General features: G+C 72.6%; 17 protein-coding genes and 4 pseudogenes. 10 read left to right on the top strand and 11 right to left on the bottom strand.

Features of this window, described 5'->3' with window-relative positions; genetic code table 11:
• The first annotated feature begins 62 nt into the window (after window positions 1-62).
• Both ACZ3X1_RS17910 and ACZ3X1_RS17905 read left to right on the top strand, forming a co-directional pair.
• Window positions 63-2330: an excinuclease ABC subunit UvrA gene (locus ACZ3X1_RS17910; protein ID WP_362622950.1), complete on the top strand. Its 2268-nt coding sequence runs from the start codon at window positions 63-65 to the stop codon at window positions 2328-2330.
• A 101-nt stretch (window positions 2331-2431) separates the two neighbouring features.
• A complete protein-coding gene (locus tag ACZ3X1_RS17905) occupies window positions 2432-3094 on the top strand; it encodes a TetR/AcrR family transcriptional regulator (RefSeq protein ID WP_467280220.1) in 663 nt (220 codons plus the stop codon).
• A gap of 168 nt (window positions 3095-3262) precedes the next feature.
• On the opposite strand, the gene ACZ3X1_RS17900 is transcribed toward ACZ3X1_RS17905, so the two are convergent.
• On the bottom strand, window positions 3263-4339 hold the full coding sequence (locus tag ACZ3X1_RS17900) for an enoyl-CoA hydratase/isomerase family protein (protein ID WP_467280219.1): 1077 nt from the start codon (window positions 4337-4339) through the stop codon (window positions 3263-3265).
• A 95-nt stretch (window positions 4340-4434) separates the two neighbouring features.
• The gene (locus ACZ3X1_RS17895) at window positions 4435-5019 is read right to left on the bottom strand and encodes a DUF6434 domain-containing protein (protein ID WP_467280218.1); all 585 of its coding nucleotides are present in this window, start codon (window positions 5017-5019) and stop codon (window positions 4435-4437) included.
• Between the two features lie 148 nt (window positions 5020-5167).
• Between ACZ3X1_RS17895 and ACZ3X1_RS17890 the strand changes: the two genes are divergently transcribed.
• Window positions 5168-5704, top strand: coding sequence for an isochorismatase family protein (locus ACZ3X1_RS17890; protein ID WP_467280217.1), 537 nt, complete (start codon window positions 5168-5170; stop codon window positions 5702-5704).
• A gap of 105 nt (window positions 5705-5809) precedes the next feature.
• Window positions 5810-7789, top strand: a complete 1980-nt coding sequence (locus ACZ3X1_RS17885; RefSeq protein WP_467280216.1) for a CASTOR/POLLUX-related putative ion channel — start codon at window positions 5810-5812, stop codon at window positions 7787-7789.
• A 48-nt stretch (window positions 7790-7837) separates the two neighbouring features.
• Here ACZ3X1_RS17885 and ACZ3X1_RS17880 read toward each other — a convergent pair whose 3' ends face one another.
• From ACZ3X1_RS17880 to ACZ3X1_RS17870, 3 genes are all read right to left on the bottom strand, one after another.
• Window positions 7838-9802, bottom strand: coding sequence for a flavin monoamine oxidase family protein (locus ACZ3X1_RS17880; protein WP_467280215.1), 1965 nt, complete (start codon window positions 9800-9802; stop codon window positions 7838-7840).
• Window positions 9803-9931: 129 nt separating this feature from the next.
• Entirely contained in the window at window positions 9932-10669 is a 738-nt protein-coding gene (locus ACZ3X1_RS17875; protein WP_467280214.1) for a carbonic anhydrase, read from the bottom strand.
• 55 nt (window positions 10670-10724) lie between these two features.
• Window positions 10725-12542, bottom strand: a complete 1818-nt coding sequence (locus ACZ3X1_RS17870) for an ABC transporter ATP-binding protein (protein ID WP_467280213.1) — start codon at window positions 12540-12542, stop codon at window positions 10725-10727.
• 189 nt (window positions 12543-12731) lie between these two features.
• On the opposite strand from ACZ3X1_RS17870, the gene ACZ3X1_RS17865 reads away from it, so the two are divergent.
• Window positions 12732-13769 carry an AraC family transcriptional regulator gene (locus ACZ3X1_RS17865; RefSeq protein ID WP_467280212.1) on the top strand — a complete coding sequence of 346 codons (1038 nt, stop codon included), beginning with the start codon at window positions 12732-12734 and terminating at the stop codon, window positions 13767-13769.
• Window positions 13770-13782: 13 nt separating this feature from the next.
• Here ACZ3X1_RS17865 and ACZ3X1_RS17860 read toward each other — a convergent pair whose 3' ends face one another.
• On the bottom strand, window positions 13783-15111 hold the full coding sequence (locus ACZ3X1_RS17860; protein WP_467280211.1) for a cytochrome P450: 1329 nt from the start codon (window positions 15109-15111) through the stop codon (window positions 13783-13785).
• 295 nt (window positions 15112-15406) lie between these two features.
• Here ACZ3X1_RS17860 and ACZ3X1_RS17855 point away from each other — a divergent pair.
• The 3 genes and pseudogenes from ACZ3X1_RS17855 to ACZ3X1_RS17845 form a co-directional block, all read left to right on the top strand.
• Window positions 15407-15568: pseudogene (locus tag ACZ3X1_RS17855) on the top strand (IS5 family transposase); the annotation flags it as partial.
• Window positions 15569-15615: 47 nt separating this feature from the next.
• A pseudogene (locus ACZ3X1_RS17850) lies at window positions 15616-15849 on the top strand (metal-sensitive transcriptional regulator); the annotation flags it as partial.
• Between the two features lie 190 nt (window positions 15850-16039).
• Window positions 16040-18112 carry a SpoIIE family protein phosphatase gene (locus tag ACZ3X1_RS17845; RefSeq protein WP_467280210.1) on the top strand — a complete coding sequence of 691 codons (2073 nt, stop codon included), beginning with the start codon at window positions 16040-16042 and terminating at the stop codon, window positions 18110-18112.
• A gap of 1 nt (window position 18113) precedes the next feature.
• On the opposite strand, the pseudogene ACZ3X1_RS17840 reads toward ACZ3X1_RS17845, so the two are convergent.
• A pseudogene (locus ACZ3X1_RS17840) lies at window positions 18114-18407 on the bottom strand (transposase); the annotation flags it as partial.
• Between the two features lie 205 nt (window positions 18408-18612).
• On the opposite strand from ACZ3X1_RS17840, the pseudogene ACZ3X1_RS17835 reads away from it, so the two are divergent.
• Together ACZ3X1_RS17835 and ACZ3X1_RS17830 are read left to right on the top strand one after the other, a co-directional pair.
• Window positions 18613-18786 (top strand): annotated as a pseudogene (locus ACZ3X1_RS17835) (IS5/IS1182 family transposase); the annotation flags it as partial.
• A 216-nt stretch (window positions 18787-19002) separates the two neighbouring features.
• On the top strand, window positions 19003-19677 hold the full coding sequence (locus tag ACZ3X1_RS17830) for a 2OG-Fe dioxygenase family protein (protein ID WP_467280209.1): 675 nt from the start codon (window positions 19003-19005) through the stop codon (window positions 19675-19677).
• A gap of 2 nt (window positions 19678-19679) precedes the next feature.
• Here ACZ3X1_RS17830 and ACZ3X1_RS17825 read toward each other — a convergent pair whose 3' ends face one another.
• From ACZ3X1_RS17825 to ACZ3X1_RS17810, 4 genes are all read right to left on the bottom strand, one after another.
• The gene (locus ACZ3X1_RS17825) at window positions 19680-20828 is read right to left on the bottom strand and encodes a carboxylate-amine ligase (protein ID WP_467280208.1); all 1149 of its coding nucleotides are present in this window, start codon (window positions 20826-20828) and stop codon (window positions 19680-19682) included.
• Window positions 20829-21808: 980 nt separating this feature from the next.
• A complete protein-coding gene (locus tag ACZ3X1_RS17820) occupies window positions 21809-22471 on the bottom strand; it encodes a DUF305 domain-containing protein (RefSeq protein WP_467280207.1) in 663 nt (220 codons plus the stop codon).
• A 124-nt stretch (window positions 22472-22595) separates the two neighbouring features.
• Window positions 22596-23012 carry a DUF6153 family protein gene (locus tag ACZ3X1_RS17815; RefSeq protein ID WP_390073945.1) on the bottom strand — a complete coding sequence of 139 codons (417 nt, stop codon included), beginning with the start codon at window positions 23010-23012 and terminating at the stop codon, window positions 22596-22598.
• 51 nt (window positions 23013-23063) lie between these two features.
• Entirely contained in the window at window positions 23064-25238 is a 2175-nt protein-coding gene (locus tag ACZ3X1_RS17810; protein WP_467280206.1) for a tetratricopeptide repeat protein, read from the bottom strand.
• Window positions 25239-25259: the final 21 nt, after the last annotated feature.

The following is a 25259-nucleotide window of genomic DNA, read 5'->3' as shown; positions in this document are numbered from 1 at the left end:
GAGTACAGCGTATAGAGTGAAGCTCAGAGAGCAAGCCGCCGCGCCGCACCTCAAGGAGTCCCGTGCACATCGCCGCCGACAACCACCAGGTCATCCAGGTACGGGGAGCCCGCGAGAACAACCTCGCCGACATATCGCTGGACATCCCCAAGCGTCGCCTGACGGTCTTCACCGGCGTCTCCGGCTCCGGGAAGTCCTCCCTCGTCTTCGGCACCATCGCCGCCGAGTCGCAGCGGATGATCAACGAGACGTACACCGCCTTCATCCAGTCCTTCATGCCGAGCCTCGGCCGGCCCGACGTGGACGGCCTGCACAACCTGAGCGCCGCCATCGTGGTCGACCAGGAGCGGATGGGCGCGGGCTCCCGCTCCACCGTGGGCACCGCCACCGACGCCTACACGATGCTGCGGATCATCTACTCCCGCGTCGGCACGCCCCACATCGGCACGTCCAGCGCGTTCAGCTTCAACAACCCCGAGGGGATGTGCCCGCGCTGCGAAGGCGTCGGCGAGGTCTCCGACATCGACGTGGACCAGCTGGTCGACCGCGAACTCTCCCTCAACGAGGGCGCGATCACCGTCCCCGGCTTCGCCGTCGATTCCTGGTACTGGCAGAACATGGCGAACTCCGGCTTCTACTCCCCCGACACCAAGCTCAAGGACTTCACCGAGCAGGAGTGGGCCGACTTCCTGCACAGAAGCGCGGTGAAGGTGAAAGCGGGCTCCAACGGCTTCACCTACGAGGGCCTGATCACCAAGATCACCCGCCTCTACCTGGCCAAGGACCGCGAGTCCATGCAGCCCCACATCCGGGCCTTCGTGGACCGTGCGGTGGTCTTCACCGCCTGCCCCGACTGCGGGGGCACCCGCCTCTCGGCGGCCGCACTGTCCTCGCGCATCCACGGCGTGAACATCGCCGAGTGCGCGTCGATGCAGATCAGCGAACTCGCCGGCTTCGTACGCCGGATCGACGACCCCGGCGTGGCCCCGATGCTGGCCAACCTCCGGGGCCTGCTCGACTCCCTCGTCGAGATCGGTCTGGGCTACCTCAGCCTGGACCGCCCCTCGGGCACGCTGTCCGGCGGCGAGGCCCAGCGCGTGAAGATGGTGCGGCACCTGGGCTCCTCCCTCACGGACGTCACGTACGTCTTCGACGAGCCCACCACCGGCCTGCACCCCCACGACATCCAGCGCATGAACGACCTGCTGCTGCGGCTGCGCGACAAGGGCAACACCGTGCTGGTCGTGGAGCACAAGCCCGAGGTCATCGCCATGGCCGACCACGTCGTCGACCTCGGCCCGGGCGCCGGCACGGCGGGCGGGCAGCTGTGCTACAGCGGGGACGTGGCCGGGCTGCGCACCTCCGGCACCCTCACCGGGCGCCACCTCGGTCACCGGGCGCGGCTGCGGGAGTCGGTGCGCAGCCCTCGCGGCCACCTGTCGGTGAAGGGCGCCGACCTGCACAACCTGAAGGACGTCAGCGTGGACGTGCCGCTCGGCGTGCTCACGGTGGTGACCGGTGTCGCGGGATCCGGGAAGAGCTCGCTGATCCACGGCTACCTGTCCGGGCGGGAGGGGGTCGTGGTGGCCGACCAGTCGCCCATCCGCGGTTCGCGCCGGTCCAACCCGGCCACCTACACCGGTCTGCTGGGCCCGATCCGGACCGCCTTCGCCAAGGCCAACGGCGTCAAGGCGGCACTGTTCAGCGCCAATTCGGAGGGTGCCTGCCCGAAGTGCAACGGCCTGGGGCTCGTCTACACGGACCTGGCGATGATGGCCGGGGTGGCCACGGTGTGCGAGGAGTGCGAGGGCAAGCGGTTCACGCCCGAGGTGCTGACGTACCGGCTGCGCGGCAAGAACATCAGCGAGGTACTGAACATGCCGGTGGCGGAGGCGTTCGAGTTCTTCTCCACCGGCCAGGCCAGGGCCGTCCTCGGGCGGCTGGCCGACGTCGGCCTCTCGTACGTGCGGCTCGGCCAGCCCCTCAACACCCTGTCGGGCGGGGAGCGGCAGCGGCTCAAGCTCGCGATCAGCATGGCGGAGAAGTCCTCGACGTACATCCTGGACGAGCCGACGACCGGCCTGCACATGGCCGATGTCGACAAGCTGCTGGCCCTGCTGGACCGGCTCGTCGACGACGGCAACTCCGTGATCGTCATCGAGCACCACCAGGCGGTGATGGCGCACGCAGACTGGCTGATCGACATCGGCCCCGGCGGCGGTCACTCCGGCGGCCGGGTCGTCTTCGAGGGCACTCCGGCGGACCTGGTGGCCGGGGCGGACACGCTGACCGCCCGTCACCTGCGGGAGTACGTCGGGGCCGACGCGTAGCGGGGCGACGGGGGCAGGACGGCGCGGCGGGGGGACGACGCGCGGGGGGACGCCGTGCGCAGGGTGCGTACGGCGTTCGCACCGACCGCTAGGCTGCCGCCATGTCAGCAGACGAGCAGCACCACGACCCCGTCGCGCCCGCCGTCGCCCCCGCCTGGACGGGTCCGCGCCGCAAGGAGCGGCAGCCGGCGCTGAGCCGGGCCCAGATCGTCGCGGCGGCGCTGCGGCTGCTCGACGCCGACGGGATGGAGGCGCTGAGCATGCGCAAGCTCGGCGGCGAGATGGGCGCGGCCGCCACCTCGCTGTACCGGCACGTCACCGGCAAGGACGAGGTGATCGAGCTGGTCCTGGACGAGGTCTGCGGCGAGCTGGTGGTGCCCGCCGCCGACGCGCCGGGCGACTGGCGCGAGGCCGTCTCGCGCAGCGGCCACAGCCTGCGCGCGATGACCCTGCGCCACCCCTGGGTGGCCTCGGTGCTCGGGCAGGCGGGGCCGGCGCGCTTCGGCCCGAACCTGCTGCGCATGTCGCAGCGGATGCTGGCGCTCTTCCAGACGGCCGGCTTCCCGGCGAGCGAGGCGGTCCCCGCGATGAGGGCCGTCGTCTCGTACGTCGTCGGCGCGACGAGCGGCGAGGCGGCCCAGCTCTCGCGGACCGCCCGGAGCGGACAGAGCGAGCGGAGCCCGCGTGCGCTCCGCGACGAGAACTTCGACTACGGCCTCCAGCGGATCCTGGACGGCCTCCAGGCCCGTCTCGCCCGCGCCTGACGACCCAAGGGCTGTCCCGTGATCCCCGGCGGGCGCACGACGACAGCCACGGCACCTCGCCGCGTCGTCGGAACGCCCGGATACGCCCAGTATCAGCATGCTCCTCCGCCTTGCGGTGCACCGCGTCTGACGCCGCGCGCCGATCCACCGGGGATTACGGGACAGCCCTTAGGAAAGACGCAGTTCGCGGTCTTCGCCGAGGGGGGCGAAGAAGCGTTCCACGTCGGCTTCGGCGACCTCGGCCAGGGTCGGCGGGGACCAGCGCGGGGTGCGGTCCTTGTCGACGACCTGGGCCCGGATGCCCTCCACCAGGTCGGGCGCGGCGAGTGCGTTGCAGGAGACGCGGAACTCCTGGGCAAGAACCCGCTCCAGCGTGTCGAGGGCGGCGGCCCGGCGCACCGCGGCGAGGGTGACCTTCAGGGCGGTCGGGGACTTGGCCAGAAGCGTCTCTGCGGCCTCCTTCGCGGCCGGCTCGCCATGGCCGAGCAGCCGCTCGACGATCTCCTCGACCGTGGCGGCCGCGTAGCAGTGGTCGATCCAGGGCCGCCCGTCGGCGAGGACCCCGGGGGCGGGCGTGGCGGCGTACCGCGGCAGCACCTCGCCAGCGGGGGCGGTGGCCAGTGCGGCGGTCAGCTCCGGGAGCCGCTCGGCGGGTACGAAGTGGTCGGCGAGCCCGCAGAGCAGCGCGTCGGCGGCGCCCACGGCGGCACCGGTGAGGGCGAGATGGGTGCCGAGCCGGCCGGGGGCGCGGCCGAGCAGCCAGGTTCCGCCGACGTCCGGGACGAAGCCGATGCCGGTCTCCGGCATGGCGACGCGGGAGCGTTCGGTGACGACGCGGACGCTGCCGTGGGAGGAGACCCCGACGCCGCCGCCCATGACGATGCCGTCCATGAGGGCGACGTACGGCTTGGGGTAGCGGGCGATGCGGGCGTTGAGCCGGTACTCGTCGCGCCAGAAGCCGGCGGATGCGGTGGTACCGGCCTTGGCATCGTCGTGGATGGCCCGGATGTCGCCGCCCGCGCACAGCCCGCGCTCGCCGGCTCCGCGGATCAGGACCTGGCTGACGGCGGGGTCGTCCGCCCAGGCGTCGAGGGCCTCGGCGATCCGCAGCACCATGGGGTGGGTGAGGGCGTTGAGGGCCCGGGGGCGGTTGAGGGTGACCACGCCGGTCCGGCCGTCGACGTGGAACAGGACGGTGCCGTCGTCGGAGGGGCCGTTTGCGTCGGTCTCGGGTTCGGTCTTCACGGCCATCAGTATGTCCGCGGCGCAGGCGGAGGCGGTAAGCGGAAGATCATCCCGGAGAGCAGCCGCACCTTCGGCACCGGGGTCGTCGACCTGCGCTACGGGCGGCCATGGGGAGTGTCCCGGTCGCGGGGGCGGGCCCGGTGGGCCCGCCAGGCGGCCATGGCGTCCGCACGGGCGCCGCCGGGGTGGTCTGCGTGCCAGTCGCGCAGGAAGCGGTTGAACTCGAACTGGTCACCGACCTCCTGGGGTTCGGCCGCCCGGGCACGGGTCGCGTGCCAGTGCTCGACGGCTTCGGCGAGGGTGTGCCCCGCGTGGCCTGCGACGTACTCCCGCATGAAGGCGTCGAAGTGGAAGCCCGGGCCGATCTCGCGGACGAAGTACTCCCGCAGCACCTGGCTGCAGCGCTGCCCCGCCGGGATCACCGTCGTCCCGTCGACGGGGGCGGCGAGCTGCCTTCCCGCGCGGCGGGGTTCGGCGGGCGCCGCGGACACGGGCTCGGGCAGGCCGTCGAGCGCGGCGGCGAGCCGGGCGGTGACGGCGGCCTTCCCGCCGCGGGCCGGCACCCCCATCTGCCGTGCCAGCCCGCTCAGTTCGGCCAGGGTCCAGTACCAGCGCAGCAGCTCCGCGCCGGTCAGCGCCGTCGACAGCGGGGGGCGCACCTCCGCCACATTCGTACTCATGTTCGCATTCTACGGGAGTGTCGGGGCGATCCCCGGCCGTACGCGACATGCCGGTGGTCAGCCGGGGCGGGCACGGCCCCGTCTGACAGGTTTTCACCTCAGACCGAGCGCCGACGGCCCCACCGCACCCGGCCCCGAAGGAGAGCGCATGTCCGCCGACCCGACCGACCTCGTCCTCGGCGGGGACACCGCCCTGGTCCTCAGCGGGGACACCGCCCTGGTCCTCATCGGCCTGGCCGCGGCGTTCCGCGCCCGCCGGCTGCCGGTGGTCCTGGTCAAGGCGGCCTGGTCGCCCGACGGCGGGGACCTCCCCACCGCCCATGCGGACCGGCCGGGTCCGGCCGCGGCGCCGCCCCCCGCGTTCTCCGAGATCCCCGCCGAACTCGCCGCCCTCGGCGACGTGGTCGTCACCGAACGCCACTGGGGCGCCTTCACCGGCACCGAGCTGGACCTCCAGCTCCGACGCCGCGGCATCCACCGCATCGTCCTGGCCGGCATCTCCACCAGCGTCGGCGTCGAGCCCACCGCCCGTACGGCGTGGGAACTCAGCTACGACCTGGTCTTCCCGGCGGACGCCACCGCCGACACCGACCCCGGCTCCCACGCCCACACCTTCGGCCAGATCTTCCCGCGCATCGGCAGGGTGACCACCACCGGCGAGGTCATCGCGGCCCTGCGCCCGTGACCGCTCAGGGCCGGCCCGCTGCACGCAGGGTCCGCTTCCGGCCGGGTCCGCCCGTAACTCCTGGGCCTCCCGCGGGTTAGCAGCCCGGAAGACGAGGGAGTACGCATGGCACAGCAGCACACCACGTCCCTGCGGCTGCGCCTGCGGTACCGGTTCGACAACCTGGTGGCCGGGGGGTCCGCCCCGCTCATCGGGTGGCTGGCGGTGGCCTGCCTGGCGGTCGTCGTCCCGGCCAGCGCGGTCCTCGTCTGGGCCGACCGGGCCGCCCCCACGACCCTCTCGGGGCGGCTCACGGCCGTATGGGTCAGCGTCGGACAGACCCTCAAGGTCGGAGGCGCGGTCGGTTCCCCGCTCTACGTGCTCGCCTCGGTGACGCTCGCCCTGGTGGCCCTGCTGTTCGTTTCGACGCTGGTCAGTCTGATCACCACCGGCATCAACCAGCGCATCATGTCGCTGCGGCGCGGACACTCGACGGTCCTGGAGGCGGGGCACACCGTCGTCCTGGGCTGGTCCGACCAGATCTTGCCGGTGGTCGCGGAGCTCGTCGCGGCCAACGCCAACCAACGCCGCCGCGCCGTCGCCGTCCTCGCCCCGAAGGACAAGGTCGACATGGAGGACGAGATCGCCACGAGCCTCGGCGGCCGGGGAGACCGTACGGGGACCCGTACCGGGACGGGCGCCACGCGGATCATCTGCCGCAGCGGGCCCACCACCGACCCGACCGTGCTGGCCCGGGTGAGCCCGCAGACGTCGAAGGCGGTCCTGGTGCTGCCTCCCGACGGGGACGCGGGCGACGCCCACGTGGTGAAGACCCTGCTCGCCCTCGACGCCGCGCTCCCCCGGCCGCGCGACACGGTGGTGGTAGCCGCGGTCCGCGACGCCCGCAACCACCTCACGGCCAGGCTGGCGGCCGGACCCGGCGGACACGTGCTGTGCGCCGACGAGATCATCGCCCGGCTCCTCGTGCAGACCGCACGCCAGCCCGGACTCTCCCTCGTGTACCAGGAGTTGCTGGACTTCGACGGCGACGAGTTCTACACCGCCGGCGCGGAGGGTCTCGCCGGACGCACCTTCGGCGAAGCCCTGCTCGCGTTCACCACGTCCTCGGTGGTCGGCCTGCTGCACGCGGACGGCCGCGTCGTGCTCAACCCGGACACCGGTACGGAGATCGACGCGGGCGACCGGATCATCCTGGTCTCCGAGGACGACGACACGGCCGTGCCGGAGCCGGCCGGCCCCTGGGTCGACGAGGACGCGATCGTCACCGCCCGCCCCCGGTCACGCTGCGCCGAACGGCTCCTCCTCCTCGGCTGGAACCGGCGCGCTCCGCTCGTCGTCGAGCAGCTCGACGAGTTCGTCAGCCCCGGCACCACCCTGGACGTCGTGGCGTTCGGCGACGCGGCGACGCGGCGGACCGCCGCCGAGGTCGCGGCGGCGCGCAGCCGTCTCGACGTGTCCTTCCACAGCGGGGACATCACCGACCCGGACGTCCTGGCGAAGCTGGACGTGCCCTCGTACGACAGCGTGATCGTGATCGGCGAGACGGACCGCGAGGGCACGGCCCCGGCCGCCGCACCCCCCGACGCCGACCCGCCCGCCCGCGCCGCGGAGCCCGGGAGCGGCACGGACGACAGGACCCTGCTGACGCTGCTGCACCTGCGGGCGATCGGGGATGCGGCGGGCTGCGAACTCCCGCTGACCACCGAGATGTCCGACGACGGCAACCGGCTGCTCGCCCCCGCCCGCGCCGGTGCCGACTTCATCGTCAGCGGCCGTCTGATCAGCCTCCTGATGACCCAGATCTCCGAGAGCGGACATCTCGCGGACGTCTTCGAGGAGTTGTTCAGGGCGGAGGGGAGCGAGTTCTACCTGCGGCCGGTGGCGGACTACGTCCGGACCGACCGGGAGGTGGCCTTCGCCACGGTGGTCGAGTCGGCGCGCCGCCGCCGCGAGTGCGCGGTCGGCTACCGGCTGCGCGGCCAGACCTCGACGGCTCCCGCGTACGGCGTCCGGCTCAATCCCGACAAGCGGCAGCGGGTCCGTTTCGGCGAGCACGACTGCGTGGTCGTACTCGCCGAGAACTGAGGCACGAGGCCGTCAGACCGTCCGGCCGTCAGACCGTCCGGCCGTCGGTCACGCCGACGTGTGGACCTCCAGGGCGGTGCGCACCGCGGATTCCAGGGCGCCTTCGATCCACGCCGGCTTGACGGAGGTGTGGCAGCCCGCGAAGTGCAGGTTCCCCTCCGCCCCGCGTACGTGCGGGAAGAGTTCGGTGTGCTGGCCGGGCAGCAGCACGGAGGCCTCGCCGTACGCGTACGGGTCGCGCATCCAGGACTGGGTGCGTCCGACGCCCGTGTAGAACACCTCGATCCGCTGCCCGAACACCTCCTGGACGCCGGCCAGGGCGCGGGGGTAGCGCTCGTCGTCGTCCAGGGAGTCCCACTTCAGGGCGTCGTCCGACCAGCTGTAGGAGGCGAGCACGACCCCGCCCCGGCTGCCCTCGACGGGGTAGGAGGGCTGGAACATGAAGCGGTTGGGGTTGTCGGTGGCCGAGCCGCCGCCGATGACCCCGGCGGCCTCGGGCTGGTCGCGGGTGAGGCTGCGGCAGGCCGCGTAGTGGGCCCGCTGGGCACCGGAGATGCCGCTGCGCGGTACGGAGGAGTGGGCGCCCAGCAGCGCTCCGTCCTCCGGGGTCTGCCCGAGCTGGTACTTGCGGTACAGGCCGGGCTGCACGGCTTCCAGTTCGCGCTTCCAGTCGGCCTCGTCGAACTCCCACCAGCGGCGGCTGAACTCCAGCAGCACCTTGGTGGCCGCGTCGTAGTGCAGTTCGGTGATCGCGCGCCGCTTGCCGTAGGAGAGCGCGGGGGTGACCGGGATGTGGCGCAGGCCGGAGAAGGGGACGGTGATGATCGCGGTGTCGCCGGTGAAGGTCTCGCGCTGCACGGGGCGGCCGTCGCGGCCCTCCGAGACGGTGTCGACGGTGACGCGTCCCTCCCCGTGGGTGATCCGGGTGGCGCGGCGGTCGAGCCGCACGATGTCCTCGACACGGGCGTAGAGCGCGTCGGCCAGCGTGGCGGTGCCGCCGGGCAGTTCGAAGAAGGCGGTGTCGGGGCTGATGAGCGAGGCCCCGATGAAGCTGTGCACGAAGGCGAGGTGGAGGCGGGAGGTGAGGTTCTCGACGGTTCCGATCAGGTCGATGGTGCGCTCGTCGAGCTTCGCTTCCTCCGTGAGGTAGCGGTACATCGACATGTGGCCGTAGCGCTGGATGACGCGGGCCCAGCCCTCGACGAGTTCCTTGTCCTTCTTGCCGTCGATCTCCTTGCGTACCGGGGCGAAGGCGCTGCGGACGATCTGCGCGGCGGGGATCGACTCGTAAGCCGCCGGCACTCCGAAGGAGCGGTTGAGGGTCTGCGGGCTGCGCGCGTAGTCGGCGCGGCGGACGCGGATGCCGTTGACGAAGATCCAGGTGCGGTAGGCGGGGCGGCCGGAGCCGTCGACATCGACCAGGTGGAAGCGCCTGCGCTTGAGGCCGAGGCTGTCGATCAGGCCGGTGACCAGCGGGTGGCTGTCGGGGATCCGCATGGCGCCGGCTTCGGCGTACTGCTTGGGGTCGGCGAAGGCCGCGGCGGACTTCTCGTGTCCGCCGGTGCGGAAGGTCTTGATCCGGCCGCCGACGCGGTTGCCGTTGGCCTCGATGACGGTGACCTCGTGGCCCGCCTCGCGCAGCAGGTGGGCGGCGGTCAGGCCGGCCGGCCCGGCGCCGACGACCAGTACCTTCCTGCGGGGCATCCGGGAGCGCGGCAGGCCGTTCCTGAGGAGGACGTCGGTGTAACCGGGCACCAGGGGCTGGTCGTCGTCGTCCCGTACGAGGACCGCCCGGGCGACGGTGAGGCAGGTCTGCCAGTCGGGACGGGCCGGGCCGGACGGGGTCTGCGGCGTCCCGGCGGACGCGGTGGCGGCCGTGAGGGCGCCGGCTCCCGCGACCGCGGCGGCCCCGGCGATGAGGGTGCGGCGCGAGGGGCGGCGGGCGCGGTCCGGGGCGTGCCCGTCCGCAGGGTCGGGGGTGGCGTCCGGGGCGGGGGAAGACTCGATGATCATGAACCCACTCTCCAGCCCCCCGGGCGCCCTGGACGCCGAAAGGGGCCCGGGCGGGGAAGTATCACCTGGACGTGCGGAAAGGGCCCCTCGCGGTTGACGAACGGGGTTTCGGTTCGGGGCGCTCGGGGTTCAGCGGACCCGGCGCACCCGCTGGCTGGTGAGTTCGTACCGGGCTCCCACGACGGCCAGCGCACCGGCGGCGACCCTGGCGGCCATCTCGGGCTCGGCGGCCAGCCGCTCGCGCACCAGCCGGACGTTTGCGGTGATCGCGGCGTCGATGCGTGCGGCACCCCGCAAACCGCGGTCGATGGCGGGGCGGATCTGGTCGACCAGGTACTGCATGTGGCCGGGGAGCGGTGGTCCGCCCTCCGCGGCCCGCACGGCCGCGGCCACGGCCCCGCACGACTGGTGCCCCAGGATGACGATCAGCGGGATCCGCAGTTCGAGGACGCCGTAGGCGATGCTCCCGAGGACCGCCTCGTCCAGGACCTCGCCCGCCGAGCGGACGGTCAGCAGGTCGCCGAGGCCCTGGTCGAAGACCAGTTCCGGCGGAACCCGGGAGTCGACGCAGCCGAGGACGACGGCGAACGGGTGCTGGCCCGCGACGAGCGTGCGCCGCACGGTCCGCGTCTGGTCGGGGTGGCGCTCGTGGTAGGTCCGCCACCGCCCGTTTCCCGCCACCAGTTCGCGGAGCGCCGTCTCGGGGGTGGTGGGCCGCGATCCGGCCCCTCCACCGATGCGCGGGGCCATGGGCACGTGGGAGGAGCCGGCCACCAGCCCGGCGCCCACGGCGGCCATGCCCGTCAGTACCGCCCGGGCCAGCCGACGCCGTCCCGGGCTTTCATCACCTTCAGCTTCGACACTCACATCGGAACAAACTATTCAGTTTCGATTGACCTGCTCCACAGGACACGGCCCGGGTTCAGCTCAGCTCGGAGTGCGCCCGGCTGCCGTTGTCCGCGACCGCGTCGGCGTCGGCGTCGTGGAGGAAGCCCCCCGACTGGTGCTTCCACAGCTTGGCGTAGGCGCCCTCGGTCGTGAGGAGCTCCTGGTGCGTGCCCTGCTCCACGATCCGGCCGCGGTCGAGGACGACGAGCTGGTCCATGGTGGCCACCGTGCTCAGCCGGTGCGCCACCACGAGCGCCGTCCGGCCTTCCATGAGCCGCCACAGCGCCTCCTGGACGAGGACCTCGCTCTCCGAGTCCAGGGCACTGGTCGCCTCGTCGAGCAGCAGGATCGGCGCGTCGCGCAGGATGGCCCTGGCGAGCGCGACCCGCTGGCGCTGTCCGCCGGACAGTTTGACGCCGCGTTCGCCGACCATGGTGTCGAATCCGTCGGGCAGCGCGTCCGCGAACTCCGTGACGTGTGCCGCCTCGGCCGCGCGGCGGATCTCGGCCTCGGTGGCCCCCGGCCGGGCGAAGGCGATGTTGTCCCGCAGCGTGCGGTGGAACATGGCCGGGTCCTGCGGCACGTAGGCGAGCCGGCTGCGCAGGTCCGACTGCCGCAGCCGGCTGATGTCCTGGCCCCCGATCAGGATCCGGCCGCCGTCGACGTCCGTCATCCGCAGCAGCAGCCGGGTGAGCGTGGTCTTGCCGCCACCGGACCGGCCGACGAGGCCGATCTTCGATCCGCCGGGCACGTCCAGGTCGAGGCCCTCGAAGAGCGGTCGCCCCCCGCCGTGGGAGAAGTTCACCTGCTCGAACCGTACGTCGGCGCCCTCGGAGCGCAGGGGCTCCGGCGTCACCGGGTCGACCACCGTCGGCGGCTGCAGCAGGAGTTCGGTGAACTGCGCGGCCTCCGTCATCGAGCTCTCCAGACGGCGGTAGATCTGGTTGAACTCGAACATGATGCGGGTCGCGTTGGCGTAGTAGGTGAAGGTGACGATGATCGCCTCCACGCCGTGCTCCCCCGCGCCGAGGGCGACGGCGAGCAGCAGGCCCAGCACGTTGGTCAGTACGGACAGGGGCGCGACCAGCGTGTCGATGCGCAGGTTGCCGTAGTCCCACGAACGCAGCGTCAGCCGGCGCGACTCGGCGACGCGGGACCGGTGCTCGGCGGCCTCGCGGTCCTCCGCGGCGAACGCCCGGACCGTGTCCATGTTCATCAGACTGTCGGCGACGTGTCCCGAGACCCGGGCGATGGCCTCCTCCCGCTCGGCGACGAGGACTTGGCGGCGGCGGATGAGCGGGGCGACGCACAGCGCCGTCAGGGCGATCAGCGTGAGGAGGCCGACCACGAGCATCGGTTCGTACTGCCACAGCACCACCGACGCGAACAGCAGCGGTACGAAGCTGCCCATGACCGAGAACGTCAGCGTGTCGACGAACTCCTCGAAGCGGGAGGCGAAGCTGAGGACCCGCTTGGTGAGCGATCCGGCGAAGTTGTCGTGGAAGAACGCCGCGTCCTTCGCGAACAGTTCGTCCATGCCGATGACGTAGAGGTGCTCGATGCCCCGGGCGTCGAGGCGGTTGAGGCAGTGCAGCCCGATCCGCCACAGCGTCTCGGCGAGCAGCAGGACCCCGGCGAAGGCGAGGACGTAGGGCAGCATCGTGTCGAGGCCGGCGCCGCGGCCCTCGGCGACCTGGCCGACGAGCTTGGCGACGACCAGCGGCGCAATGTAGAAGATGCCGATGTTGCCCAGCGCCGGGAGCAGCATGGCGGGAACGGCGACCCGGCGCAGGCGCGCCAGTTCCCGTCCGTAACAGCGGAGTGCGAGCAGCACCGAGCCCCTGCTCGTCATGCTTTCGCGCGATTTTGGCGATCCCATCCCAAACCCCGTGTTGTCGGACCAGCAGGACAGGAGTCGGAGTGTCCCGTAAGGGCGCCGGGGCGGTCCACGTGTTTTCCGGCCGCCGCGGCCGGCTCGGAAGGGCCACGGCGCGTTCACGCCGAAGGGCCGTTCGAGGCGGCTGATAACCTCCCAGTTCCTATGTATCCGTCCGCGATCAACGGCACCGTTTCGGCCCACCTCACGCGGTCCCTCGTCGCAGCCGTGGCCGACGCCCGTACGGGCGGGCTCGCCCGCCTGCCCGACCTCGGCGCCGACGTGCTCGGCAACGACATGGCCAGGGTCTCGACCTCGTCGCTCCTGACCGTGTGGGAGAACCTGGTCCTGGGCGAAGCCGGCACCCTCACCGGCCCACTGATCCTCGAAGAGGCCCCGATCGGCACCTTCGGACTCTGGGACTACCTCATCACCAGCGGGTCCACCCTGCGGGAGTCGCTCACACAGGCCGTGAACCTCATCGCCGTGATCGGCGATCCGGCTGCGGAGAAGCTGGTCGTCGACGAGGGCAGGGGGCGTTTCACGGTCCGCCACGCGACGGGCGGTTGGGGACCGGACGTGGTCGAGGCGGTCGACCTCTTCGCCCTCTCGCTGTTCCTGACGCGGGCCAGGTGGGCGACCGGACGCGACATCGTTCCCTCCCGGGTCACGGTGACCCACCGGCCGCCCCGCCGGGCCCGGGAGCTGGCCCGGCTGTTCGGCACCGACCGGATCCACTTCGGTGCGCCGTACAACTCGATCTCCTTCACGGAGGACGACGTACGAGCGCCGTTGCCCAGGGCCCAGCCTGGGGTGGACCGGATCCTGGCGCACCACGCGGAGCTGGTCCTGGCGGCTTCCCGGCCCGTACTCGGCTGGCTCGACCGCTTCCGGGCCGTTCTGACCGCGGCGTTCCGGGACGGCACCGTGAGCCTGGAGAACGTGGCCTGCCGTCTGGCGATGAGCCCCCGTACGCTCCAGCGGCGGCTCGCCGAGCACGGCACGACGTGGCGCGAGCAGACCGAGAGCGTACGGCACGAACACACCCTGGACCTGCTGCGCAGCACGGACCTGCCGCTCCCGGCGGTTGCCGGCCGGGTCGGCTACAGCGACGTCCGGGTGCTGCGCCGAGCGGTGCTCCGCTGGTCGGGGAAGACCCCGGGCGAGCTCCGCAAGGCCGTTCCGGCCGACCGGGCAGGGTGAGACACCCCCCGGGTCACGGGACGTCGGCGAGGGTGGCGGGAGTCGGGCCCTCGGGGCGGACGGTGAGGCCGTAGGCGGCCTTGGCCGGGACCGAGCGGAAGTGCGGGACGTGGGCGGGCAGCAGGTGTTCGAGGAGGACGGTCGACTCCCGCAGGGCGAACTGCAGGCCCAAGCAGGCCCTGGGGCCGAGGCCGAACGGGGCGTAGCCGCCCGGGCGGGTGGGCCGCCGGCCGGGGGTGAGGAAGCGGTCCGGGTCGAACCGGCCGGGATCCTCCCAGACCCCGGGGTCCCGGTGCGTGAGGTACGGGCAGACCAGGACGTCGGTGCCGGCTTCGATCGCGTACCCGGCGAGGACGTCGTCCGCGGCCGCGTGGCGGGGCAGGATCCACGCGGACGGGTAGAAGCGCAGCGTTTCGTGGACGAGGGCCTGTAGCGCCCGGCTCCGTTCGGGGGAGCCTTCCGCGCCGGCGGCGAGGGCCCGCCCGCGGGCGTGTGGGTGGCGGTCGAGCAGGAGATACAGCCAGGTCAGGGTGCCGGCGGTGGTTTCATGGCCGGCGACCAGCAGGGTGACCAGCTCGTCCCGGATCAGCCGGTCGGTGTACTCGGGGAAGGTCCCGGCAGCGTCCAGCAGGACCTGCAGCAGACCGGGGCCGTCGGGTCCCGCGCCGGCGGAGCGGGCGGCTTCGACGGCGCGGCTCGACACGGCGTCGATCCGGGCCAGTTCGACGGCCACGGCGCCCCGGGCGGTGGCGCCGTCGGCGGGCAGGGTGGGGAGTGCGGCCACGACGGCCTGCACGGCGGCGAGTTCCCGTTCCGTATCGGGATCGAGGGGATGTCCGGTGAGGGAGCGCCAGATGGTGTCCAGCGCGAAGCGGCGCATCTCCTCGCCGACGTCGAAGACCTGCCCGCTGCGGGCGTACTGCGCCCAGCGGGCCGCGGCGGTCCGCGCGGCGCCGGAGATCCGCTGCTCGTAGCGGCGCATCCCGCGGCCGGTGAACTGGGACTGGAGCAGCCGCCGTTGGCGTTGCCAGGCGTCGCCGGTCGCGGACAGGACGCCGTCGCCGAGCAGCAGCCGGGCGCGGTGCGAGCGCTTCACGTACAGGTCGGGCCGCCGAGCGAGGACGTGCTGGACGGCGTCGGGAGCGGTGACCAGGACGGTCGGGCGGGGACCGAGCCGGAACGCGGCGATGCCGCCGAGCCGTGCGCGGGCCCGGGCGAACAGGTCGATGAGCTCCCCTCCCCCGACCTGCCAGTCCTGTACGAGGGCGGGATCCAGCTCGGGGACCGGGCGGCCGGCCGGGGACGGGATCGGGAGGGGGCCGGGGCGGGCGTGGGTGGCCACGGGTCTGCTCCTGTTCGGCGGCTGTGCGTCGTCACGGACCGGTTTCGGCATCACGCACTGTAGGGGAGCGGACGCGGCAGGCAACAGCCCGCCGGCCGGCCATCGGGCGGCCGGCCGGCGGATCAGGCCGGGGGCGCCTCCCCGAGCCGCCACACGGCCAGGCCGTGCGCGGCGAGGGTCTCCGGGAGGCCCGCCGGCGCGGGCAGTTGCTCGACGTGGCGGACCCCCGGGGCCGGGGAGCCGGCGAGCAGTTCCCGGGTGACGTACGACGCGACCAGCGCGGTGAAGCGGGCGGGCCGACAAGGCGTACGACTCCCGCAGTAACCGGTCCTACCTGCGCAGACGCGGGATCAAGGCAACGATTCCGGTGCCTGCGGACCGGGTCCGTAACCGACTGAAGCACGGATCGCGTGGCGGGCGGCCGCCGAAGTTCGACAAGGACGACTACAAGCAGCGGGGCCACCGGGCGGGGGCTGCGGCCCATCCGCGGTGGCGTAGGCGGGCATGTCCCCGCACCTGGTCGTTACCCTCACATACCCCCCGGGGGTAAACAGTGAAGGGAAGGGACCGCCGTGCCACGGCGACACCGCCGACAAGGACGACGTCCTCAAACGACTGGGCCGCATCAAGGGAGGTCAGGTGCGGGGCCTGCAGCGCCTGGTCGAGAAGGACACCTACTGCATCGACGTCCTCACCCAGATCAGCGCCACCACCGAGGCGCTGCAGTCCTTCGCCCTGACGAAGGAGCGGTTCCCGGCGGCGGGGGCGACGATGGGGTAGTGAGCAAATGCAGCGCAGGCCGCTTCTCGAGGGCGGCCCCGCTGACTGACGCACCAGCCGTGTGAGCCCAGTTCGAGTCCAGACATTGCCGTGCTCCACCCGTTGCAGGGCGGTACTCGGTACTCCGCCCGAGCGGAGGAGGGGCCGGATGCATGACGAGATGCCCATTGAGGAGCTGATCAGCAGCGCCGCCCAGGACGCCGGTGGACGGCTGGGATCGCTGCCCCTGGCACAGGTGGCCACCGGCGCTGACGGGACGATCGTGCGCTGGAACCTGGCTGCACAGGAACTTCTCGGGTATACCGCGCAGGAGGTTGTGGGCCGGCACATTGCGGATCTGCTGCACCCGGCAGCCGACTCCAATCTTGGCCGGTCCTTGTGGGAGACGGCAGCGACCGGTCGCGGTGTGGTGGGAACGGTCACCATATGGCATCGCGATGGGCATCCGCTCGAGCTGGAGATCTGGGCCGGTCCTCTCCCGGATCGGCGTGACGGCGCCTCGGCGGTGCAGGTCTTCGCCGCTGACGCACACGCCACCCGGCGCATCCGGGGGTCGTCAGCGATATGGGACGGGCTGTTCGCGCGCTCGCCGGTCGGCATTGCCATCATGGACACACAGCTCCGATTCCTGCAGGTCAACGCGGCACTGGAAGCCATGAACGGCCTGAGTGAGTCGGCCCACGTGGGCCGACGCCTCGCCGAAGTCCTGCCCGAGGTGAACGCCCCGGAGATGGAAGACGCGATGCGCCGAGCCCTCGACAGAGGCGAGGCCGTCCGCGACCGGATCCGCACGGGCCGCACCCCCGCCGATCCCTACCACGACCACGTGTGGTCGTGTTCCTACGTGAGGTTGGAGGACCCCGCTGGCCGGTCGGTCGGCGTGATCGCATCCGTGGTCGACATCACCGAACAGGATCGCGCCCAGACCGAGGTAGAAGCGGCCCGCCGCCGCCTTGCCCTCCTCAGCCAGGCCAGCGCTCGCATCGGCGCCAGCCTCGACCTGGAGCGCACCGCCCAGGAGCTGGCCGATCTCGCCGTGCCGTACCTCGCCGACACCGTCACCGTCGACGTGCTGGACGCCCTCGCTCGCGGCGACGAACCGGGCGCGGGTCTCGCCGGCGGAGTGGACCTGCGGCGCCTGGGCAAAGCACCACTCACGGGCTCCGCCGTCAGCAACCTGCTGGCCCCGCTCGGCAGAACCCTCGCCTTCCCCCTGGCCGCCCCGTACACCCACCCCCTGGTGGCCCGGCAGTCTCACCTGATCGCCCACCTGGAAGAGCGCATCGGCCTCGGCGCCCGCTACTCGCCCAAACCCGCGCAGCTGCACGGCGCCGGCGTCCGCTCGCTGATGATGGTCCCGCTCATTGCCCGAGAACTGGTCATCGGTGTCGCCACCTTCTACCGCACACGCACTGCCGTCCCCTACGGGCGCGACGACCTGACCCTCGCCGGCGAACTGTGCGCCCGAGCTGCCGTCAGCATCGACAACGCGCGCCTGTACCGCCACGAACACGACACAGCGGTCATCCTCCAGCGCAGCATGCTGCCGCAGCACATCACCCCGCCCCCGGACATCGAAACGGCTCACCGGTACCTGCCGGCGAGCGACCTCAACGAAGTCGGCGGCGACTGGTACGACGTCCTGCAGCTGCCGGGAGGGAAGGCGGCCCTCCTCATGGGAGACGTCATGGGTCACGGCATAGCGGCCGCAGCCGTCATGGGTCGCCTGTCTGCTGCCGTCCGGGCTCTCGCCCGCCTCGACATGTCTCCCATAGCGCTGATGCGCCAACTGGAAGCCACCCTCGCCGACCTCGCCGAGCCGATGCTCGCGACCTTCCTGTACATGGTCTGCGACCCGGCCACCGGACACTGCACCATCACCCGCGCCGGACATCCGCCACCGGTCGTGGCAGAACCCGGCGGGAACGCCTATGTGATCGACACTCCTGCCGGGGTCCCCCTCGGCGTCGGCGGTATCGACTTCACCACCACTGACATCACTCTGCCCCGAGGCAGTGTCCTGGCCCTCTACACCGACGGCCTCATCGAAACCCGCGGCCGCGACATCGACGACCGCCTGAACGAGCTGACCCGCCTGCTCACCCACCCGCGAGGATCCCTGAGCCACCTGTGCGACTCCCTCATCACCCACCTGGTGCCCACATCCGCCGACGACGACATCGCGCTGCTCCTCGCCCGCATCGGCTGCACAGGACCGTAGGGGACGCCCGCCTTCAGGAACCCGGTGTCGTCGTCCACGGTCAGTACCGCATCCCGATCGCCGGGACGCCCAACCATGTACTCCCCGCGCGTCGTCCCAGACCTCGTCCGCGTCCCAGGCGATCCGGTTCAGCAGCCGGTGAATCCGGTCCGGTGCCGCACGTCCGGCCTCCTCCGCCAGCGTCCAGCCGTCCTTCCGCTCCAGAGAAGCGATCAGCCCCTGCATCGGCAAACGCTGTCTCACGCGGCTCTGAGCTGGCAAAACAATGCACGAACCGCTCGTGCGAAGACTTCAGATCACCGCCGTTCGGTCGCCGTGGTGTGCGTCCTGGCCCTGGCGGGCCTCGGAGCCGCCCCGCCCCCCGCCGTGCCGCAAATCCGCTGGGCTTCCTGCCCCTGCCCACGAAGGCCGTGCCACCGATTCTCACCTTGCTGCAGGCGAGGGCTGATGCGGCCGGGACGTGAACGTCGACTCCACGGTCGGCCGGGCCCATCAGCACGCGGCTGCTGCCCGCCGGGACGGGGCCGGGCAGAAGGAGCCCCAACCGTGCTTACCTGCGCAGACGCGGGATCCGCTGCACCATCGCCGAGCCGGCCGACCAGGTCCGCAGCCGCAAGCACCGCGGCCGAGCCGGTGGCCGACCGCCGGCCTTCGACCGGGAGGACTACAAGGCCACGGGTTGTTCCCACAGCGGCGGATGAGGCGACGGCGGTGCGCTGGGCACCCGGGCGCCGCTCAGCGTGCAGGGCACCCTCAAAAGCGCGACCATGGGCTCCGTGGACGAAGGAGAGGACATCGCGCGAGCAGGCCGGCGCACGGCAGGCCCGGCGGACGGGGAACACAGGGCCGGAGGTCATGCCCTACAGCCGTCGCAGGAAGCACGCGCGGCCGTGGCATCGCGTGCCTGGCACCTCATGGCGCCGACCGAACTCGGTACGTGCCTGGGCGTCGACCCCGGAGTGTGGGAGCGGCTCGCCGTGCACTGGGATGACCTGGCGGTGGACCCGTACGCCGCCCAGGCCGGCACGCGCCGCCTGCGCCGCTACGGGCAGTTCCTGCTGTCCCGCTCCGGTGAGATCACGACGATGCCTCACGACGTCTTCGTGCAGCCGCACGCCAGCAACCCGCTCTATGTCGACGTCGAGCGCCGCTTCGAGCCGCTCACGGAAGAGTTCCGGGCCGAGCCGGTTGTGACGGCGCTGATCCGCATGCTCGGCGAGGTCGCGGCGGGCCTGGACGCCGCGGAGGAGTGGACCGTCAAGATCCACCCCTTCAGAGTGATCGCGCAGGCGGACAGCGCGGGCCAGCCCACCCCCGAAGGCCGACACAAGGACGGAGTCACCCTGGTGACCTCGCTGCTGATCGGCAGGGAAAACGTCACCGGCGGCCAGAGCACGCTGTACGACGACGAGACACAGATTGCGGCCGTCACGCTCACCGAGCCCGGGACTCTGCTCCTGAACGACGACCGGGCGACCTGGCACGCCGTCTCCGCGATCCACCCGCTGGACGCCGGCCGTCCCGGCCACCGCGATGTCCTGGTCACCACCCTCGCCGCCCGCTGACCTCAACCCTCAAGAGCCAGGCCACGGCCTGTCGCCAGCACCAGCTGGTCCACCGCTGCCGCGGGGCCGGCCGAGCCGGCACCCCAGGCCCGCTGCCGCAGCGCCCCGTCGCCCCGGGTCGCCAGGCGCTGAAACAGCGCGGTCACCTCATCCAGATCCCCGAACTCCTCCAGTACCGGCCGCACCAAACCCACAAGATCGTCGGCGATGTCCGCCACCGGCCTCACCCGGCCGGTCAACGCGTCAAAGCCATTCCCGCTCCACCCGTCCCGAGCAGCCCGCCAGCACGCGGCCCGCAGCACCTCCCCCGCCCAAGCCGGCCCCGGATCACCACGCCGCGCACTGCCGGCCGCGGTGACCACCAACGCGCGCAGGAGCACCGCGACCGCGACGGTGTCGTCAAGGTCCTGCAGCACGTCCATCGCCCGGATCTCCAGGGTGGGCAACCTCGGGTTGGGCCGCAGGTCCCAAAACGGCATACCGGCATCCAGCATGGCCTCGGTATCCGCAATGACCACCGCGAGCCGCTCATGCTCCTCCAGCGACGCCGCGTACGGCGGCGGCCCCAGGCACGGGAAGCGGCTGCGAATCACAGTGCGCCAACTGGCGTACCCGGTCTCACCTCCCCGGTGGAACGGCGAGTTCGCACTCAACGCGATGAGCAGCGGCAGCCAGGGGCGCAGATGATTGCCCGTCAACACGGCCAGCTCCCGGTCGGGAAGATGGACGTGGACGTGCAGCGCGCTGATGGCGAAGTCGTCCATCATGCCCCGGTACTGCAGACGCCCGGCCAGGTAGCGCGGATGATCAGCCACCTGCGCAGGCCCTTCCCCCTGCAGGACCGCGGTGCCCGACGCGCACAACCGGGCCCCCTCCGCTCGGGCCGCAGCGACCAGCGCCCCACGTACCCGCCCAAGCTCCCCATGCAGCTCCTCAGCCGTCCGGCACGGCGGGGTCCGTCCCTCAACCTGGCCCAGAGCGAACTCCTTCGTCACCAGATCACCCACCTCGCCCGCCGCCCGCGCCGCGACCGCCGGTCCGGCAGGAACAAGGAAGCGGGTGTGCGGGTCGACAAGGAAGAACTCCTCCTCCACCCCGATCGTCGGTGCTCGCTCAACGGACAGGGCAGAGGCAGAAGAGGACACGTTCATGCCCCCAGCATCCCGCCCACCGGCCGATGAAGCGTCCGGCACGCGCAAGCAAGCCCGCCGAGATCCGAGTCCGCTGGCCCGCCGTCGGCCGCACGGACCGGGAGAACGTAGCTCCTTCGTGCGACGTGACCCGGGGCATCGGGCACGCTCCGGAGGAAGACTACGGATCGCTTCAAGGTCTCAACCGACCGTGATGTTGCCCAAGGTGGGTAATCCGCTGGGCCTTTCTGGCACGTCGTCCTGATCGCGATCCTTCTGGACATGGCGAAGCGACCGAGGACGACCGCCTTGAACGATTCGGCGGGCACTCCTGACACAGAGCGAACGGCCCTCGGGGCAACCCGACTGGGATGGAGCCCCGCGTCCTGATGAGCATCCGGGTATCGCGGGACTCGGGCCGGACGTGGTCGCCGAGCACACGGGGCCTGGAAGGCGCCCCGTTCGACATCCTCTCCAACCCCGGCCGCCACCCCCGTGCAAGTGCCCCCGCTGTGGCGGGACCTCGTCGTCGGTCCGTGCCCTTCAGCCGGCATCCACCGCGCCGGGGGGCGGCGTAGTGGCCGCCTTCCGACGTTGAAGGCTCCCTCAGAACGGGATTCCCGGGTACGTGGTCGAGCTCCGCGTGGCTGGCGCCAACAACTCGCCGTGCTCCTCTACGCCGCCGCCGTCATCATCCTGGTGCTCATCCTGGCCATCGCCGGTGATCCCGGCCGCTGACCGGCAACCGGCTTCCGGCATGAATTCCGCGTTCGCTCGATCCGTGGCCACACGCCACCCACGTCTCCCCGCCGTCCCGGAAACAGCCGGGCTGGTGAGGCACGCCCCATCAGGTCAGCGCGTCGCCTGACCTGGTTTGCTGGGTGTGGGATGTGCACCCGCGGTGACTCGCGCCACGACGGTTTCGGAGAACGGTTCCGCGCCGTACGGGCCGGACCGGCCGGGGCGGTCGTGCGCCCCGGCCGGTTCGGCGGCTGTACGGGTCAGCTCCGGCCCAGGAGCTTGTTCATCTGGGCGATCTCGGCGGACTGGGAGGTGACGATCGCCTCCGCCATCGCCTTGGCGCCGGGGAAGGCGCCCTGCGCCTGCTCCGTCTTCGCCATCACCACCGCCCCTTCGTGGTGCTCGACCATCAGCTCCATGAAGGCCGTGTCGAACGCCGTACCCGAGGCGGTCTTCAGCTTGTCCATCTGCTCCGATGTCATCATCCCGGCCGTGCCGTGTGCGGAGTGGTCCGTGGCGCCCTCGGCGGGCACCTGCTCACCCCAGGAGGTCAGCCACCCGGACAGGGTCTTGATCTCGGGGTCCTGTGCCTTCCTGATGTCCTCGGCGAGCTTCTTCACCTCGGCCGAACGGGCGCGGGAGGGGGCCAGGTCGGCCATCTCCACGGCCTGGCGGTGGTGGGGGATCATCCCCTTGGCGAAGGCGACGTCGGCCGCGTTGTGCTGACCCTGGCCGGACGGGGCCGGGGCCGACGCGGGGGCCGACGGGGACGCCGTGGGCGACGTGGTGGCGTGGCCGTCGTGGCCGCTCGTACCGTCGCCGCCACCGCAGGCGGCGAGCACGACGGCGGCAGCTCCTGCCGAGACGACGGCGGCGGCGCGGCGGAAGGCGGCGCGGCGGACGAGGGAACGCTTGCTGGTCATGGTGGTGCTGCTCCTTGATCCGCGGCCCGGTTCTCGGGCATGCGGGAAGAACGGATGGAGAGGGACGCGACCTGGCACGGCCGGCCTCCGGCGGATGCCAGGGGGACGGGCCGTGCGGGCGGCTCTAGATCCGCAGCAGCTGTAGTTCGGCCAGATCGGGCGGAGCCCGGGCGGCGGCCACGGCCGGCGGCTCGACGGCATCCGCCGGGGACACCGCGGGCACGCCGGTCAGCGCCTCGACGAGCGCGGGGGGCGTGTACGCCGAGGCGATACCGGCGGCGGCGCAGGTGGCGTCCGCGTGGTCGGAATGGCCCGATCCGCCGTCGGGGTGCGAGCAGTCCGCGCCCGCCGGCTCGACGGCGGGCGCGCCGTGGTCCACGGCCGTCGCATGGTGGGCGCCCGGCGGTACGGCGGCACGTGCCGGGTCCGGCCCCAGGGCGTGCATGCCCAGGATCCCGGCCAGCACCGCCAGCACCAACACCAGCAGGGCGGCACCGCGCGCCGAGGGGCGTCGGTTCGTCGGCCGGCAGGTGTGGGTCACGGGATCATCGTACGGTCCCCGTGCGCCGGAGTGCCCGAGGCAGGCCGCGCGCTATGCCGGGTGCCGGCCCGGCGGCGGGAGGCCGGCCAGCAGCTCCCGGGCCAGGCGCAGATGGCGGTGGCCCGGCTCCAGCAGGGCCCGGGCGTCGCCGAGGGTCCGGGTCAGCAGGGCGCGGGCCTCGTCGGGGCGGGCCGAGGAGGTCAGGGCGCGGGCCCATTCCAGCCGGGCGTAGATCGTATGCGGGTGGTCGGGGCCCATGACCCGGGTACGGTCGGCCACCAGCGACTCCCAGGCCGCCGTTGCCTCGGCGGTGCGGCCCGCCCGGGCCGCGAGGGCGGCGCGGCTGCTGCGGACGGCGAGGGTGTGCGGGTCGTCGGGGCCGAGGCAGCGTTCGGCGTCAGCGAGCAGCTCGGCCAGGTCGGCCTCGGTGCGGGCGGGTTCGCCGGCCCGGTACCAGATCAGGCTGCGCCGGGTGGCCAGGACCTGGGGATCGTCCGGGCCCTGTAGCCGCAGCCGGTCGGCGAGCAGCCGGGCCAGCTGGCGGGCCGCCTCTGCCGGGGCGCCCGACTCGCCGGTGAAGTAGGCCAGTTCGTGGCGGGCGGCGAGGGTGTCCGGGTGCTCGGCTCCCAGGACGGACGCCGCGTCCGCGGCCAGGGCGGCGAACCGCCCGGCCGCGGCGTGCGGGTTGCCGGCTTCGCCGGTGAAGAAGGCCAGCTGGTGGCGGGCGGCGAGGGTGTCGGGGTGGCCGGGGCCCAGCCGGTCCTCGCGACGCCGGGTGATCCCGGCGAGGTCGGCCGCGGCCCGGCGCGGTCGGCCGGCGTCCCCGACCGTGATGGCGAGCAGGAAGTCGGCGCCGGGGACTGCGCCCAGCCGGGCCCGGGAGAGCGCTTCGGCGGCCCGCCTGGGCCGTCCTTCCTGGTGGGCCAGCAGGCCCATGTCGTAGGCCTCGGCGGCCGTGACCCTGGCGACGAGGGACTGCCACAGGTGCTCCGGGACCGGTGCCAAGCCAGGGGCGTTGAGGAGGTAGTCGAAGGCCGTGTACCCCTGGGTGTAGTTGCCGATGAGCAGGCCGCTGGTGGCGTAGACGGCGGTGCAGGCCCAGTTCACCGCGTCGTCGAAGGGTTCCGGCTGGAGGTCGCCGCCGCCGCGCTCCACCAGGTAGGGCCGGTGCAGTTCGCGCAGCCGGTCGCGGCTCACCGGGCTGCGCAGGCCGGCCCGCCTGCAGTCCACGGCGGCCGCGACCACGGCCGCGCCGCGCGGATTGGCGCCGGGGGTCCAGGCGTTGTGCCAGGTCGCCAATAATTCGGGTCCGGCCGCGAGGACTTCCGCGATGCCGAAGCGCTCGCCGGCCCGCAGTGCCGCGACGATCCTCGGGTCTTCCGCGTGGGCGGCGGCCCGCCGGCGCTCCCCGGCCGACCAGTGCCGGGCCAGCCGTACCACCTCCGCCTGCCGGAGCACGTCCCGCTGGGTGCGCCAGGCGCCGCGGTCGGAGCCCGTCAGACGGCTCTCCTCGCGGGCGTCGAAGCGCCGGAACTCCTGTGTGCGCATGGTCGCCAGCACCACCCGGCGGCCCGGCACCGGGGTCGACAGGGCGGCCAGCATGGCGGTGGTGAGTCCGCCCGCGCCGAGGAACTCCTCCAGGTCGTCCAGCCACAGCACGGACCGCCGCCGGGCGCCGGCCACGCGCAGCGCCTGCGGGAGCCCGGCCCTGTCCAGTGGGCGGACGAAAGCGTGCCGGGGGAAGAGCGCCCGGGCCACTTCGTGCGCGAGCCGGGACTTGCCGGCGGTGGACTCCCCCACCAGCAGGACGAATCCGGCCCGGCCGAGGGCCTCGCGCAGCTGGGGTTCGACGTCGCGACGGATGTACGCGGGGGCCGCGCCCGGCGTTCGGCTGCCGTCGGCGGGGTGCCCGTCCGCGTGGTGGGCGCCGGCCAGTTCGGGGCGGTCCACCTGCCGCAGTGAGGGGATCCGGCCCCGGGCGGTGCGCAGCAGTGCGTCGGCTCCGTTCCGGGCGGTGTCCGCTCCTGCGGCCGCCCCGCGCTGCGGCTGCAGCCGCTCGGCGACGAGCCCGGAGAAGGTGGTGACGGCGGCGCCGATGCCCGTGGCCCACGGCCCGCTGGTCCATACCGTGGCCAGGGCCAGCGCCGCCGCGCCCAGGCCGACCGCCCCCAGGTAGGCCGGCCAGCCGCGCGCCCGGCCGTTCTCTCGTACGAGCAACACCGGCATGCCGCCCCCCACACGTCCGCA

Source organism: Streptomyces sp. NPDC023541 (genome assembly GCF_055559995.1).
Note: the sequence above shows the minus strand (reverse complement) of the source record. Positions and strands in the feature narration are given on the sequence as shown.

What these genes read in the sequence shown, in the direction of transcription:
- ACZ3X1_RS17905 (WP_467280220.1), top strand. Translation starts at nt 2,432, where the DNA reads ATGTCAGCAGACGAGCAGCACCACGACCCCGTCGCGCCCGCCGTCGCC.
- ACZ3X1_RS17895 (WP_467280218.1), bottom strand. Translation starts at nt 5,019, where the DNA reads ATGAGTACGAATGTGGCGGAGGTGCGCCCCCCGCTGTCGACGGCGCTG.
- ACZ3X1_RS17890 (WP_467280217.1), top strand. Translation starts at nt 5,168, where the DNA reads ATGTCCGCCGACCCGACCGACCTCGTCCTCGGCGGGGACACCGCCCTG.
- ACZ3X1_RS17885 (WP_467280216.1), top strand. Translation starts at nt 5,810, where the DNA reads ATGGCACAGCAGCACACCACGTCCCTGCGGCTGCGCCTGCGGTACCGG.
- ACZ3X1_RS17880 (WP_467280215.1), bottom strand. Translation starts at nt 9,802, where the DNA reads ATGATCATCGAGTCTTCCCCCGCCCCGGACGCCACCCCCGACCCTGCG.
- ACZ3X1_RS17870 (WP_467280213.1), bottom strand. Translation starts at nt 12,542, where the DNA reads ATGACGAGCAGGGGCTCGGTGCTGCTCGCACTCCGCTGTTACGGACGG.
- ACZ3X1_RS17865 (WP_467280212.1), top strand. Translation starts at nt 12,732, where the DNA reads ATGTATCCGTCCGCGATCAACGGCACCGTTTCGGCCCACCTCACGCGG.
- ACZ3X1_RS17845 (WP_467280210.1), top strand. Translation starts at nt 16,040, where the DNA reads ATGCATGACGAGATGCCCATTGAGGAGCTGATCAGCAGCGCCGCCCAG.
- ACZ3X1_RS17825 (WP_467280208.1), bottom strand. Translation starts at nt 20,828, where the DNA reads ATGAACGTGTCCTCTTCTGCCTCTGCCCTGTCCGTTGAGCGAGCACCG.
- ACZ3X1_RS17820 (WP_467280207.1), bottom strand. Translation starts at nt 22,471, where the DNA reads ATGACCAGCAAGCGTTCCCTCGTCCGCCGCGCCGCCTTCCGCCGCGCC.
- ACZ3X1_RS17810 (WP_467280206.1), bottom strand. Translation starts at nt 25,238, where the DNA reads ATGCCGGTGTTGCTCGTACGAGAGAACGGCCGGGCGCGCGGCTGGCCG.